Origin of the sequence: Streptomyces sp. NPDC101237 (assembly GCF_044767465.1) — a bacterium.
Taxonomy (GTDB): Bacteria; Actinomycetota; Actinomycetes; order Streptomycetales; family Streptomycetaceae; genus Streptomyces; species Streptomyces gramineus.
The window spans coordinates 116,265-132,456 of record NZ_JBIWNY010000025.1; the positions used below are offsets into that span (position 1 = coordinate 116,265).

The window sequence follows — 16,192 nt, forward strand, 5'->3', positions numbered from 1 at the left end:
GAAGCGATGCGCGCGCCGTTCTCCCCGCATTCTCTCCAGCGGGTCTGCAAGAGGCTTCTGGCGTTCGGGTACGCCCCGGTGACGTGCCCCGGTGACGCCCTGGCGCGGGCCCTGGGTCGTCAGTTACTCAGAGCCAGTCTTTCCGCTTGAAGATGAAGTACAGACTGGTGCATACGATCGCCATCAGGACGATAGCGAAGGGGTATCCCCACACCCAGTGCAACTCCGGCATCTCCCGGAAGTTCATGCCGTAGATCGTGCCGACGAGAGTCGGGGCGAACAGGAGATTCTCTCCGGAGGAGGTCCTGGTTCCGGGAGGGAGCGGCGCCGTACCCGTGCTGGCTGGATGGCTACAGGGTCACCCTGCGTAGAGGGTTCTTTCGAGGGCGGATACCCAGGGGGCCTGTCTGGCTCTGCTGTTCGGAGTCAGATTCGACCAGCTGATTTCTCATGGCAGGGGGCGTCGCCGGAGATTCCGGGGACGCCCCTCTGCGGTGTTGGTCAGTTGAGCTGTGTGACCTCGGGGATGTCGCCGACAGCCGCTGCGGCGGCGGTCGAGAGGGCGGTGGGGTAGAGGCGGACGTCGCTGATGCCCGCGTTGGCGTATTCGCCGTAGGTGCCGGAGGAGAGTTTGCGGCCGATCTGGAGGGGCCCGGTCGCGGGCCAGGGGGTGTAGGTCCAGTCGTTGGTGGCGGTGAGCTTGCCGTTGACGTAGAGGCGGATCTCCTGGTTGGAGGCGTCATAGACGCCTACCAGGTGTGTCCATTGGCCGATGACGGGTTTGCTGCCGTAGGTGGCGTGCCAGACGGCTCCGCTGGCGTCGGTGCTGTGTCTGCCGAAGGCCCACGCCTGGGCGCCGGAGGAGTAGTACAGCTGGAAGCCGTTGTTGACGGCGCCGTCCTGCGAGACGAATGTCGAGTTGGCGGATGGCGAATTGAGCTTGATCCAGGCGGAGACGGTGAAGCCCTGCGAGGTGTCGACGGCGGGCCCGACCGTATTGGCATGGCCGGTCGTGCCGTTGAGGTTCATGTACTTGCTTCGAGTCGAGTCGCTGCTCCAGGCGTAGGCGCCGCTGAGCGAGGCGGAGAGGCCGGCGCTGCAGTCGTCGGGGGTCGGCATCGCGCAGTCGGCCGCTGTCGTGCCGGTTCCTTCGCCGAGTTTCCACGTATGGGCTGCGGTGTTGACGGCGGTGCCCAGCACTACAGGAGCGGTGAAGGTGGCTGTGGTGCCGGTCGGTGTGGTTCCGGGAAATTCGGTCAGCTGGCCCGATGTGTCGATGGCATACAGGTCGGGGTTCCCGTCCGGGTTTCCGGCGTCGGAGTTGACGTCGCCGGGGGATGCCACTCTGGGGTATTCACTCTTGCGGAGAACGGGTGCAAGGGCGTCGGCCGCGTGGGTGCTCCAACTGCTGGGCGTGCTGCCGGCCCAGTTCTGGGCCGGGGTGCTGTTGCAGGTGTACAGGCGGACCTGGGTGCCGTTGGCGGTGCTGGCCTGCGGGTCGTCCAGGCACAGGCCGGACTGTGGGTTCTGCAGACTTCCGTTCGGTCCGCGGGTCCACTTCTCAGCGGCCGTTCCGTTGCAGGTGTGCAGCTGCAGTAGGGTGCCCTGGGTCATGACTCCTCCGGTGATGTCGAGGCATTTGCCAAGGACACGCAGAGAACTGTCACTGAGAAGCGCCCATTGCTGCGCAGGAGTCCCGTTGCACGTGTGTACCTGGATCTTGGTTCCGTCCGCGGTGTCAGCCCCCGCGTCATCAAGACACAGAGCGCCGCCGGTCGAGGTGGTGAGTACAGACGTCAGCGCACTGCGCACGGGGGCGTGCAGGAGCGTCGGGAGCGTAGTGGTCTGGTCGACGCTGATCGGGAAGGTGTAAACCGTGCCCGAGTTGTCGTCGCGGGCCCAGAGGGTGAAGGTGCCGTTCTTGACGGTGCCGGTTCCGTCGTCACCTGTGGTGAGAGTTCCGCCTACGGTGCCAGGGGCCATGAGGGTCAATCCGGACCAGTCACCGTCACCGAGCAGGAGCGGGTTCTTCAGGTGTTTGCCGTCGTCGGACTGGTAGAGCCACAGTTCGTTGTTCTCGACGGTGATGACGGCGGGGTAGCCATCGGGGTTTTCGTTGACGTTGCCAGGTGCGATGAGCTGGGCGATGTTCCAGGTTTTGCTGTCGTAGTCAGTACTGCGACAGCGGGTGTCGTCCGCGATGACGTCGGCCGGCTGGCAGCCTTCCTTGAGCACATCGACGGGCGTCGCATTGTTGATGAAGCCACCGAGGGTGGAGTAGGGCTTTCTGGGGAAGGCGGAGTCATTGACCGGGTCAAGGTCGTTCTTGACGATATAGAGCTTCTTGCTGCTGTTGTTGTAGGCGAAGAGGTCGTCTCCGGCCGAGCCGTGAAGGTTGCCCCGGTGAGCGATCAGGAAGTTGTTCCACCCTGCACCTCCAGGTGACTCTTCCTTGGTGGACACCGTGACGGGACCGGTGACCGAGGGCGTGGCTTGGGGGTCGGTGATCGGACCGCTCTGGACCGGGGCGGGTGCCTGGGCCGGGTCCTGGTCGCCTGGGATGAGGTTCAGATCGCCGGTTTTCGTGGTGGCGAGGAGGTCAGGGACTCCGTCGCCGGTGATGTCGCCGTCCTTGATCTTGGTGGCGGTATCCCACGGGGCGGCGAAGGTGTAGCTGGAGGGGCTGGTGGAGATGTTGCCGGCCTTGTCGACCGCGGCGACGTAGAGCGTGTGCACGCCCCAGTGGTCGACCGGAACGTGGATGGTGGCGGTGGAGTTGCCCTGGCTGTCGGTGCCGCTGACCGAGACGTCGTTGGGTGTGGTGGCGGTCGGGGGTGAGTCCAGCTGCCACAGGAAGGAAGCCATGCCGCTGGACTTGCAAGGGGCCGGTACGCAGCTGGTGTCGGTCGCTGGGCTGTCGGCGGCGGCCACGGTGAAGTCGGTTGTCTTGTGGGGTTCGGCGTTGTCTGTCGCTGGGCCGGTTCCCACGCGGGGGAACGATGGGTTGTCGTTGATCTGTGGTGTCGGCGGTGGCGTGAAGTCCGTGCTGAACCAGCAGTGTTCGGACTTGCCGGAGGTCAGGTCGGAAGTCGAATCGTCTTCTGCGTAGACGTCCCAGCCGTACTGGTGACCGTCCTTGAGTGTCGTGCCGATCTTGACCGCTGCGTCCGTGCCGTTGGCCAGGAAGGCACTGGCCCGTGTGACCACCGCTGTGCCGTTGCCGTCGCCGTCCGGGTCGACCGATCGGTCCCAGACGTAGTAGTGCGCTTTGACGTTCTCACCCGACATCTGGGTGGTGACTTTGGAGTGCAGGGTGACGTCACTGCCGGCGTCGGAGTACGTGGTGGCGCCGAGCCAGCCCACGCCGCTCGTGGTGCAGGGGGCCGAAGCACCTGTGGCAGGCGGTGTTGTACTCAGGTTGGTGGGCACGTTCGGTGGGATGTCGAACTTGGTGGTGAGGGCCAGCGTCTTCGACATGCGCAGGTAGTTGTCGTTGCCGGAGGTCTGCGATTCGTCGCCGTACAGGCCGATGGTCCAGGTGTTGGTCGCGGCGCCGAGGGTCCCGTTGGCGTCGTATCCGTCGCCGTCCTGGTCGGCGATCTTCTGGGCCTGGTCGGTCACGTGGATGGTGGCGGTGCTGTTGCTGCAGGAACTGCTCGGGTTGTATCCGCTGGGCACCGTGTCGGTGGCCGGCGGGAAGGCGGTGTCATGTGTTCCGGGCCGGGACAGCCAGTCGGTGCTGGAGCTGATCGCGTTCGTGGTGTGGAGTGTGATCGGCTGGTTGTGGCTGCAGTCCCAGCTTGCCGCGTACGTTGTGGAGATTTTCACGTAGGCGTCGTAGACGACGAACGATGAGTGCAGTTTGCTGGTATCGATCGCCCAGTAGGAACGCTCCAGACCGCTGCCGCAGGCGCCGCCCCACTGCTGGTAGCCCACGCCTTGACCATTGGTCTGGGCTTTGTCGTACTGCGGTGAGTTGTCGCAGGCCGAACTGGAGTAGACCTCGGTGAAGTGGCCCGCGTCGGAACCCACGGGGTTGGTGTACAGCGAGGCGATGTACATCGGGTAGGCGGTGCCCGGATCATTGAGCATGCCTGTGTCCGGCGTCAGCTTGAGAGCGTTGCTCGTGGCGGTCATCTCGACGGGCGCGGTGGTGGCTCCAGGGCCGGGACCGTCGACCGAGGACTCCGTGTCGGCAGTGGGTCCGTCCTGGGTGAGCGCTGCCCGCTGGAGCTTTCCGGAGGCTGTGCCGGAGTCCCACATCACTGGCTGAGGGCTGGTGTAGTCCAGGTCGCCGTTGGTGGCGGTGGCGCTCATGCCGCCGGAGTCCGTGGTGGCCAGGGTGAGTTCGTGTGTGTGGGTGGCGAGGACGAGTTCATCGAGCCGGGGATCGGCGGCGGCGTCGGCGTTGTGCACGATGAGGACGTCGTTGAAGCCGCCCTGGTCGGTGACGGACACCGACAGGTCGATACCGGGCAGCACCGAGGTGTAGAGCGCGGTGTCCCCGCTCACTTGTGGCGTGGGCAGGGGGAACGGCATGGTCAGGGTCATGCTGGGGCCGTCCGAATGGGTGACGGTGACCAGCGGTCCGTCGCCGCCTCCGGAGAGGGTCACGCCGTTCGGGGTCGCCTTGGGCGCGTAGCCGCCGTGACCGTTGTCCTCCAGTGTCGCGTCCACCGGGACCCAGGTGCCGTCCTTGCGTACGCGGGTCGGCAGCACGCTCGTGGTGTTGGTGAACGTTCCGTCGGGCAGCGCCTCGGTGGTGGAGATCTCCGTGGTGAGGGCGTCCACGGTGACGGGCTGGCCCGTGGACATGGCGGTTGCCTGCGCGGCCAGCATCGGGTCGGAGGGTGCGGCGGGGGTGTCGTCCGCGACGGCCGGCAACGACGGTACAGCCGTCAACAGGCCCAAGCTGGCCACGAGCAGGGCGAGTCTGCGGGGTACTTTCGTGCGTCTGCGGCCTGCGCGTGTGGGTGTCGGTCTGACCACGGGGGCTGAGCTTCCTTCGCATCGCAGGCAGGGCGACGGGGCTTGCAGCGATGCCCTGCCATCCGGGACGGGTTGGGGTCGAGGCAGCTCAGCGACTAGACGAAGGGGCCTGGCCATGAGCAGTCATTGATCATTCCGACATGGAAGTCTCACAGAATCTGCCAAGGTCGTGCATGGTCTTGCCATGGACAGGTAAAGACCATTGATCTTGCGAGCGCGGTCTTCTTAACCTCCGGTCGATCACCCAACTGGGTCATCGTGCAAGGTGGGGGCCTCTCAGGGGGCATGCTCCGGAGGGGTACACGTGAGTGGCAGACGTCGCTGGTTCTCAAGCCTGTGGCATCGCAGATTCCTTGGCGGACTCGGACTCTGGGCGATACCGGTAGCGCTATTCGCGCTACTGCTGCCCGTGACGATCGCCACGGGACTGGGAACTCCGGGCTTTTTCCCGGGCCACACGGACGACGAGTTCGGCCACCACGGCGGCTTTCACTTCGACGGTGAGGTGTGGAAGCCGAACAAGCTCCCCGTCACCCTCGCCGTGGGCCACCATTCTTTGCGAGGCAGGTCCCCGGCACATCCCAAGGGGTACAAGCCCCTGGGCAACTACCGGGCGCAGGAGCCTCAGTGGCCCAAGGAAGCCGCTGCCGACGTCGTTCTCGGCGCCAAGGCGGGAAAGCCGGTCAAGGCGGGGAATCTGCCGGTCTGGCTGGGAGCGGACGGCAAGGGCAGCGACATCGGTGGAGTGCGCGTGCAGGCCGCGTCGCACAGCCAGGCACTCAAGGCCGGCGCCAACGGCATGCTGCTGGGACTCGCTCCGGCCTCGGCAGGAGCGGCACCGGGCCGCGTGAAGGTCGTCGTCGACTACGCCTCGATCGCCAACGCGTATGGCGGAGGCTACGGTTCGCGTCTGCAGCTGGTGAAACTGCCGGCCTGTGCGCTCACCACTCCTCAGCTCCCAGAGTGCCAGAAGCGCACGCCGATCACCTTCACCAACCGTCCCGCAGCCGATCAGCTCACGGCGACGGTCACCCTGGGCGTAAAGCCCACTGGCCCCAAGCGGACCAAGGAGCAGGGTGCAGATGGTTCCGTCACCGCGAACGGTTCCGACGACACGAAGGGCACGCAGGACCCGGAAACGTCCGCGGGCCGGCCTGACCCGGAGCCGACGACGACCGCCGTCCCCGGCGGGGAGGCGGGCACAGACGGTCTTGGCGCGATGTCCGCACGCACTGCTCCGATGGTGTCCGCCGACGCAGGCGCCGTAGCACTGGCAGTCACCTCGGGAGCGGCCGGTTCACAGGGCGACTACGGCGCCACCACCCTGTCGGGAGCGGGCACCTGGCAGGAGTCGGCCACAGGGTCGTTCACCTACGCGTACCCGATCTCTGTGCCGGCCGCAATTGGCGGCAGTGCACCTTCGGTCGGCTTGAGTTATGACTCCCAGTCGGTCGACGGGGAGACCACCGCACGCAACTCCCAGTCCTCGTGGATCGGAGACGGCTGGAGCTACCAGGTCGGCTACGTGGAGCGCGGCTACCGCAGTTGCGGTTCGCTCCTCGGTCTCGACGGGAAGAAGCTCGTCAAGGGCTCGGCCGACGAGTGCTGGGGCGGTGACAACGCCACGCTCTCCTTCGGCTCCCACTCCGGTGTACTGGTGCCCGACGGCGTCGATTCGGGTGTGCCCGGCGAGATCCAGCAGTGGCGCATCCAGGGCGACGACGGCACGGTCGTACAGGAGCTGTCCGGCGCCGCCAACGGGCTGCACGACGGCGTCTACTACCGGGTGCTGACCACGGACGGCACGGCCGCCTACTTCGGCGCCGATCACTCCCCGAACAATCCGGGCACCGGTGCCACGATGCCCGCGAATCCTGGTGACGCCTCCACGCACTCCGCGTGGGGTGTGCCCGTCCTGCACCCGCGCTCCACGGATCCCTGTCACGACGACGCCAAGGGCAAGGCGTCCCAGTGCGACAAGCCCGAAGGCTGGCGCTGGAATCTGGACTTCGTGGTGTCGCCGAGCGGATTCGTGCAGCGCTACGACTACACCACCGAGTCCAACTACTACGACCTCGGCGGCGGCCAGGCGGCCGCGACCGATGATCCGGACGACACCGGCACCCTCACCTCGTACACTCGCGGCGGCGCGCTGACGCTGATCTCGTACGGCTACACGCTGGCCGACGAGCAGGCCGGCCGTACCCCTGCGGCCGAGGTCGACTTCGGTCTGGCCCAGCGCTGCCAGACCACCAGCACCTTCACCGACTGCTCGGCGGGCAACCTGAAGGACAGCACAGCCACCCACTGGCCGGACGTGCCGTGGGACCTGCACTGCGACTCCACCGACAAGACCAAGCTCCCGGACGGGGCCACCACGGTCCCCGACGATGTGTGCATCACGGCCGGCCCCAGCTTCTGGACCTCCACCCGACTGGACTCCATCACCACGAAGGTGCATGTCAAGGCGACCGACGAGCTCACCGCGGTCGACTCCTACAAGCTGGGGCAGGTCTATTCGGATGCGGGCGGCACTGTCGACCCCGTCACCGGCACCACGGTGGACCCGAAGGACGCCGGGATGCTGCAGGCCGTGATGTGGCTGCAGTCCGTCCGGCACACCGGCAAGGACACCTACAACAACGGCAACAGCGACATCGCTCTGAACCAGGTGTCCTTCACCGGCACCGAGATCGACAACCGGGTCAACGACGACTCCCCGTCCGCGCCGCCGCTGTACCGCCCGCGTATCTCCAGCATCCAGACGGAGACCGGCGAGTCCATCGCCGTCGAGTACAACTCCGCGCCGTGCGAGGGCAAGACGCTCACGATCTCCCACGCTGACAGCAACACCAACTCCTGCTACCCCGTTTACTGGACCGTTCCCGGTGCCTCGAAGCCGATCGCTGACTGGTTCAACAAGGTCACGGTCAACAGCGTGGCTACGTCCGACCTGACGATCGCCGGCCAGTACAAGCCTGATGCCAAGACCAACCCGGCGGGTTCCGAGACCCAGATCTCCAGCTACAGCTATTCGGGCCCGGCCTGGCACCGCGACGACTCGGCCCTGACCGACGACCAGTACCGGACCTGGGACCAGTTCCGCGGCTTCCGCACGGTCACCGTGCAGACCGGACAGGATCCGGAACCTGTCACCCAGCAGACCACGACGTATCTGCAAGGCATGGACGGCGACTACAAGGCCGACGGCACCCGCCGCTCCGTCAGCGTCGACGCCAAGGTCGGCGGTAACACCGTACTCAATGTCACCGACGCCGATCAGCTGGCAGGCACCGAGTTCGAGGAGGACAGCTACACCAAGGCCGGTGGCACGGTGGACGCCGTCAGCATCAACGGCCCGTTCACGTTCACCACCACCGCCACCGCGGGGCAGACCCCCTGGACGGACTGGTCCCAGGACGACAATCCCGGCGATACCAGGCCCGAGCTGTCCACGCTTCCCGACCTGACCGCGCACCAGATCAAGTCCAGCAGCTCCCTCGACTATGAACTCCTGGGCAACGGCACCTGGCGGCACACCACGACCGACACCGCCTACGACAGCGAAGGCCGACTGTCCACTGTTCATGCGCACGGCGACGGCGTCGACCCCAAGCAGGAGAAGTGCGCGACCACCACGTACGCCAGCCCTCCGGCGTCGAACACGATGATGCTGTCCTACCCGGACCGGGTCACCTCGGTCGCCGGTGACTGCTCCACCGCACTCGGTGACAGCAGCCTGCTGACGGACAAGAAGATCTACTACGCCGGCGACGGGACTCTGACGGGGCTGGGCACCTTCGGCCAGGTCACCTCGACCGGTCAGACCACCGGCACGCAGACCGCCACCGGTTTCAGCGGGACCACGGAGAAGTGGCTGCCCACCTCCGCCATGGCCTACGACGGCGCCGGCCGGGTCACCGACTCCTACGACGCCACCGGACAGAAGACGCACTCCGACTTCACCCCGTCCTGGAACAGTGCGGGAGGCAACACCAACGCCACGGTCGAGATCTCCATCAATGACCAGAACTGGCAGGTCAAGACCACCCTCGACGCGCTGCGTGGGCTGCCGTTGGAGAACATCGACGCCAACGGCCGCAAGACCGACATGACCTACGACGCCCTCGGCCGGCGCACCGCGGTGTGGCTGCCCGGACGGGACAAGGCGGCGGGCCAGAGCGCGGACGAAACCTTCGACTACTCGATCAACCCGGGCGCCGTTCCCGCACCCGACGGCAAGGTCACCCAGCCGGGCGCGCCGTCCGCGGTCACCACCAAGACACTGCGCGACGACGAGACGTACTCCACCGCGGTCACGATCTACGACGGCATGCTGCAGCCCCGGCAGAGCCAGACCACCGCGATGGGCGACTCCAGCTCCGGGCGGATCATCTCGGACACGTTCTACGACTCGCACGGCTGGCAGGTGGCCGCCTACGCCCCGTACTCCGAACCGGTCAACTCCCCCTCGACCACGCTGTACGCCGCGAACGAGAACCAGATTCCCTCGGAGACCACCACCGCCTACGACGGCGAGGGCCGGCCTCTCAAGGAAACTCTCTGGCACCAGGCTGCCGAGCAGTGGCACACCTCCTCCAGCTACCCGGGAGCCGATGAGGTCGACACCACAGCACCCACCGGAGGCCGCTCCACCGCGTCTTTCACCAACGCCATCGGTCAGACCACCAGCACCGTAGTGAAGAACACCGGAACCACAGTCACCCTGCAGGGCGGCTCAGTGATCCCGTCGGGAACCTCACTGACATCCGACAGCGTGCGCCTGACGATGCAATCGGACGGCAACCTCGTACTGTCCGCCCTGTCGACCGGTGCCACCATCTGGTCCTCGGGCACCGGTGGTCACCCCGGCGCCTGGGCCAAGTTCGGCACCGACGGCAACCTGGTCATCTACACCACGGCTGTCGCCCAGCTGTGGAGCACCGGCCTGACCGCCACCAGCGGCGCCACCTTCCAGGTCCGCAACGACTCCACCGCGGCCGTCGTCGCCTCCAACGGCACCACCACGCTGTGGAAGCAGGGCACCGCGGGCGCAGTCCCCGCCGCCGACGCCACCACCAAATACACGTACACCCCCGCGGGCCAGGTCGACACGATCAAGGACAACGCGGGCAACACCTGGTCCTACCATTACAACCTGCTCGGCCAGAAGACCTCGCAGACCGACCCGAACACCGGCACCACCACGTTCGACAAGTACGACGTGGCCGGCAACGTCCTGCAGACGACCGACGCACGAGGCCAGGCCCTCTCCTTCACCTACGACTGGGACAACCGCCCCACAGCCGAGTACTCCGCCGCCTGGTCCTCCACCCCCGACCAGAAAACGCTGCTCGTCTCCCATGAGTACGACACGCTGGCAAAGGGCTATGAGACCTCGGCCACCCGCTACGTCGGAGGAGCATCCGGGTCCGCCTACAAGCAAGCCGTCACCGGCTACAACACCGCCTACCAGCCGCTGGCCACCACGCTGACGGTTCCTGCCACCGATGGATTTGCCGCCGCCGGACAGACCAGCGCACCGGCATCCGGCACCGTCACCTACACATCCACCGCTACCTACACCCCGACCATCGGGCTGCTGTACACCACGCACTTCCAGGCCGACGGCAACCTGCCCGCCGAGGACATCGACTACGGCTACACCCAGCAGGGCAATCTCGACGGCATCGGCGGCTTCATCAACTCCGCCAATACACCCGCCTACCTCGACGCGACCGCCCATGACGCCTTCGGGCGCGTGCTGCAGGCCAACTACGGCCGGACCGGCAAGGAACTCGGGACGTTCGCCCAGTACGACTCCACCACCGGCCGGATCACCCAGACCAGCAGCATGCTGCAGACCTCGGCCACGGCCCTGGATGTCGTCAACCTTCGGTACAACCAGGCCGGCGAGCTCACCGCGGTCGACGACCTGCAGGACAACACCAAGCACGACACCCAGTGCTTCACCTACGACTCCTTCCAGCGGCTGACCGCCGCCTGGACGGACACCGCCAGCTTCACCGATCCGAATGCCGACTGGACGGACACCGGCGGCATCACCGATCCGAATGCCGGCCCTCCCGGCGCGGTCGGCGGTTGCACCACCGCCCGGGTACAGACCACCACCACGGCCCCCATCAAGGCCAGCACCGTCGGCGGCCCGGCTCCGTACTGGCAGACCTACACCTACGACCAGCTCGGTGACCGCACCGGCACGGTCAGCCACGACACCACCGGCAATGCGCTCAACGACATGACCCAGGCCGTCACCTACCCCGGCACCAACGGCACCGCCCCGGCCACCCTGCCCGACCAGGCGGGAACAGCCACCCTCACCAATCCCGGCGGCACCGCCACCATTACCCCGACCTACACCGACCCCGCCTACAGCAACGCGAACGCCGGCGACACCATCAGCCGGAAGGTCACCAGCACGGGGCCGCTCACAAGCTCCTTCACCATCTCCGGCGGCGGCACCCGCTGCGTCGACGACACAGGCGGTTCGACCACTGCCGGCACCAAGGTGCAGGTCAACACCTGCAACGGCGCCACCAGCGAGAAGTGGACGGTCGGCACCGACGGCACGGTCAAGGTCCTCGGCATGTGCCTGGACACCACCGGCAACGCCACCACCAGCGGCACCCTCGTGGTGATCGACACCTGCAAGACCGACGCCACCCAGAAGTGGAAGGTCACCACCACCGGCACCCTGGTCAGCAACGCCAACACCGCGATGTGCCTGACCGACCCGGCGGCCTCCGCCACCACCGGCACCCAGCTGACCCTCACCGCCTGCGGTGGCACCGGACAGACCTGGACCAACGCCGCCACCGGCGCCGTCCCGGCCGGCCAGAGCCAGACCTTCACCTACGACGCCGAGGGCCGCACGGCCACCGTTGCCACCACCTCCGGCAGCCACACCAACACCAGCAAGTACGTCTACGACGCCCAGGGCGGCCTGCTCGAACAGACCGCCGCGGTCGACGGCACCGACAAGACCCGCATCCTCTACCTCTTCGGTGGCGCGGAGCAGATCACCCTCAACGTCGCGGCCAAGACCTGGACCGGCCTGCGCAACATCACCGGCCCCGACGGCACCACCGTCACCCGTTCCAGCACCGGCACCGTCAGTTACCAGGTGCCGAACGGCCAGGGCACCTCCGTCACTGCCATCGACGCCTCTAGCCTTGCCGTCACCCGCCGCTCCTTCGACCCCTTCGGTAATCCTCGCGGTACCAAACCCACGTCCTGGGTGGCATCCGACGAGAACCACGGCTTTCTCGGCCAACCGGCCGACCCCGTCACCGGCCTCGACCTGCTCGGCGCCCGCGACTACGACCCCGTCCTCGGCCGCTTCCTCACCCCCGACCCGGTCTTCGAGGCCGGCGACCCCAACCAGATGGGCGGCTACACCTACGCCGGTGACAACCCGGCAAGTGCCTCGGACCCGAGTGGTCTGATGCTGGCCATGGACGGCGGTGGCGGCGGTGGCTGCGACGCCAAGTGCGCCTCCGCCAACGACAAGGCGTACGCCTCCACCACTACCTCCAGCGGTACCAAGCACCGCCACAGCAGCGGCTGCTCCGGCTTCTGGGGCTGCGCGGGGCACTACTTCAAGAAGGCCCTGCCCGTCGTCGAAACCGTCGCGGTCGTCGTGGCCGTCGTCGTTGTAACGGTGGCCGTCGTAGCCGCCGTCACCGCCTGCAGCGCGACCGTGGTGGCTGCCCCCGCATGCGTACTCGCCGCCGGTGAAGCGGGCGTAGCTGTCGCCGGCCTGGCCGGCGGCGTCGACTGCGCGGCGATGGGCTGTGCCGGCGGCGAAGGAATACCAGGAGAGGAAGGGGAATCACCACCCGCTGGCGGTGGATCCGACGGGGCTCCGAAGGCTTCCGGGGAAACCGCACCCCACGAAGCCACCGGCGGCGCGGGCGACGAAGCCGCGTCCTCCGGCGCGAGCAGGGAATCCGCGAGCGACTCCGCTGGATCGAACGCCGCAGCCCCCAAGAAGTCCGACTCCCAGCACGCGGCCGCGGCATCAGAGAAGTCCGCGGCCGGGCCGGACGAGCCGAGTACCGGCAACTCAGGCACCACAGCCGAGGGATCGGGCGGCGGCCAACGCAGCCAGTGCAGCTTCTCGCCTGAGACGCCTGTCCTGATGGCAGGCGGCAAGACCAAGGCAATCGGCAAGATCAAGACCGGCGACAAGGTCGAAGCAGCCGATGCCGGGACGGGCAAGCACAAGGGCGCTCGCACGGTTCAGCACGTATGGATCAACCACGACAAGGACCTGCTCGACGTCACCATCCGTGACACGAACGGTCACACCGCAACCCTCCACACCACGGCCAACCACCCCTTCTGGGACGACACCGCACACACCTGGGTCCCCGCCGGCGACCTCCACCGAGGCGACGCGCTGAACACCGCGACGAACGGTCACGCGTACGTCGTCGGTACCCGAACCACACCCGGCACAGCCAACCGCTGGAACCTCACGGTTCAACAACTCCACACGTACTATGTCGTGGCGGGCGGCACGCCGATCTTGGTGCACAATACTGGTTGCCCCACAAATCCGGCCCAGGCTGGGCCCGATCCGAGACCTGGCCCAGCTCAAGATGGACATACGCTTGAGGATTACGCCAACGCAAATCGCGGACATAATCAGGCGACAACCCCTGACTTTGTCACGGAGTACACGTCACCTTCTGGAAGGTCCTATTGGGGGCGCACCCAGGGAGATACTGAAATTGAACCGGGTAGTGCGCTCGATGACGTCCTGGGTGCCAATGGGCGTGATACCTGCTCGGAGATCTGCGCTATGAATGAGGCGCAGAGAGCAGAAGGTGATTCGGCTATATTCGGGGGATCTTTCAGAACGCTGCGAGTAAGGCCCCTGGGGTCTCCATTGGAGAGTGGTGTGCCATTCGACCCGTGCGAGGAATCGTGTCAGGTCGTGATCAGGAAAACATTCGGGACGTGGAGCAATTGAGCGGAATGTTCGGAGGCGGCCATCCTTCAGTCGTGAGGGCTTTGGTTGTGGCTGGATGGTTTCCGCATAGGCGAATTGACATTACTTCCTCGGTTAATTTGCTTGAGGGGGCCGGGTTCCAGTTGAATGCAACCGCCCTTCGGGTATGGGAAGAATTCGGGGAATTGGCGATCAAAAGCTCCGCAGATCGTGTTCCTGCGTCGTCCCTGCGGGTCGATCCGGTGGACGCCTGCATCGATGCCCTTGACGAAGCTGTCCTGTTGTCTCAACGACTTGGCCAGAACTACTCGCCCCTCGGAATGTGGTCCGTGCAATTTAGGTCTTATATTGCGGCTGACGGTAAGGTTATTGCCGTGGGGACGCACACCATTTGGGAGTTGGGTTCGAGCTTTACTGAGGCGGTGACCTACGTGGTCACCGGCGGAGAAGATCGGGCGCATCGGGCTGATTGGTTGCCCTGAGTCCGAATCTTATATCTACTGTGCATGGTCGGGGGGCTCCGGAAACCATGAAAGCGTGGCGTCGAATTATCAGTGGCCCTCTTGTCCCTACTGAATAGCGAGGCTTGAGATGCAAATAATTATCCTGGGCTGCGTCGCAGTGATTGCTGGCGTACGGATGTTCGCCCTGCGCCGCAGACAACTTGGAGCGAACGCCTTGCCGTCGCCGGTTTGGATCCTGCAGCCGACTTTCCTTGCCGTGATCGCATGGATTGCTGTTGTGACCGGGGGTGTTCTTCTGGCAGGTGATGTACTTCTGGAGGTCACAAACTGAAGGCTACGGGATTGGCGTGGAGATCCTCCTCAGGCAGACACCCCTCGGCTGGTAAGTTCACCGGCCTGGGGCGTGTGCCTCTCGTGCCTGAGTAGACGTCCGGGAATACTCGCGCAAGGGACCTACCGCAGGGCATCATGTCCGTGAGGGTGCCCCGGCGGAGGGTCTGGTGCAGGTTTGGGTGACAGGGTTGACCTGCTCCACCTCTCAGGTTCCAGTTCTGGTGGCTAACTGACAGCCCTTCACGGAAGGCTGGCAGTCATGCCTCGTCCCTATCCTCCCGAGTTCCGAGCACGTGCCATCGCGCTGGTCCGCGCCGGCAAGCAGGCCAAACAGAGGGCTGTGGAGCTCGGCGTCCATCCCGTCACGTTGTCCAAGTGGTTGCGGCAGGACGACATCGACAACGGGCGGCGCCCGGGAACGCCGTCGAGCGAGTCTGCTGAGTTGCGGGCCGCTCGCCGCCGGATCCATGAGCTGGACGCCGAGCTGGCGATCGTCCAGCAGACGGCGAAGTTCCTCGGCGAGGACAAGCCGGCCCCAAAAGGCTCTACCCGGTGATCGACCGACCCGTCGATGCCGGGGCACTGGTCGACAAGTGTTGGCGTCGCCCGGCAGAACTACTACAAGCACAAGCGCACACCGACTACTCCACGGCAGCTACGCCGGGACTGGCCGACCGGGCTGATCCGAGAGGTTCACGTCGCCTACCGCGGCACCTACGGCTAGCGCCTGTTCCACGCCGAGCTCACCCTGGGCATGGGCATGGGCATGGGCATGGGCATCCGGGTCCGCACCAGGACCGTGTCGGTGCTGATGACACAGGCCGGGATCCACGGACTGCCCGGACCAATACGCATCAAGCGGCTGCGTGGCATCGTGACCGCCGACGACCTGGTCAACCGGAAGTTCCATCGGCTGCGTCCCGACGAGCTGTGGGTCACCGACATCACGCAGCACCGCGCCAAGGAAGGGTAGGTCTACTGCGCGGCGGTCCTGGAAGTGTTCAGCCGCAGGATCGTGGGCTGCCTCACAGTCGGGCCTGGGGCTTCGTCGTCGCGCCACTCTCTGTTATGTGTCGGAGGGGCGGTCGCCTCGGCGGGAATCGGGGGACGGGGGACGTGCCAGGTCCGTCGCGCTAGGCGGACGGCGGGGAGTTACATCCGATTCTCCCCAGCGTTGACGGATCCGCAAAGTGCCTGGTCAGAGGCTCGGCCACCGCAGCACGAGGAGATCACCCGCATCGCTTCTCCCCACAGGCTCCTCACGGCCGATCCGGAGCCGATTCGCAGCGGATGCGTGAGCAAAGGGTGTACAGGGACTTGAGCGTGGCGCGTGGGGCTAAGGGCTGTCCCGTAACTGCGGTTGCGGACAGCCGCGCCCCGTCAGGTGCTCGCGTTCTTCCATAGATGTCGCTCTTCCAGGGTCCCGAAT

The 16,192-nt window shown here is 66.1% G+C and carries 3 protein-coding genes and 2 pseudogenes; 3 read left to right on the top strand and 2 right to left on the bottom strand.

The window, feature by feature from the left end; translation table 11 throughout:
• Positions 1–127: 127 nt before the first annotated feature.
• Together ACIRQ9_RS31365 and ACIRQ9_RS31370 are read right to left on the bottom strand one after the other, a co-directional pair.
• Positions 128–292, bottom strand: a pseudogene (locus ACIRQ9_RS31365) (CorA family divalent cation transporter); the annotation flags it as partial.
• A gap of 209 nt (positions 293–501) precedes the next feature.
• Positions 502–4,839: a LamG-like jellyroll fold domain-containing protein gene (locus tag ACIRQ9_RS31370; protein ID WP_404180993.1), complete on the bottom strand. Its 4,338-nt coding sequence runs from the start codon at positions 4,837–4,839 to the stop codon at positions 502–504.
• A 559-nt stretch (positions 4,840–5,398) separates the two neighbouring features.
• Here ACIRQ9_RS31370 and ACIRQ9_RS31375 point away from each other — a divergent pair.
• The 3 genes and pseudogenes from ACIRQ9_RS31375 to ACIRQ9_RS31385 form a co-directional block, all read left to right on the top strand.
• Positions 5,399–13,987 (top strand): ricin-type beta-trefoil lectin domain protein, encoded by an 8,589-nt coding sequence (locus ACIRQ9_RS31375; protein WP_404180996.1) that lies wholly within the window; start codon positions 5,399–5,401, stop codon positions 13,985–13,987.
• Positions 13,975–14,448, top strand: a complete 474-nt coding sequence (locus tag ACIRQ9_RS31380; protein WP_404180999.1) for an SUKH-3 domain-containing protein — start codon at positions 13,975–13,977, stop codon at positions 14,446–14,448. The genes ACIRQ9_RS31375 and ACIRQ9_RS31380 overlap by 13 nt, the downstream gene beginning before the upstream one ends.
• Positions 14,449–15,022: 574 nt before the next feature.
• Positions 15,023–15,733: pseudogene (locus tag ACIRQ9_RS31385) on the top strand (transposase); the annotation flags it as partial.
• Positions 15,734–16,192: the final 459 nt, after the last annotated feature.

What these genes read in the sequence shown, in the direction of transcription:
- ACIRQ9_RS31370 (WP_404180993.1), bottom strand. Translation starts at nt 4,839, where the DNA reads ATGCTGGCCGCGCAGGCAACCGCCATGTCCACGGGCCAGCCCGTCACC.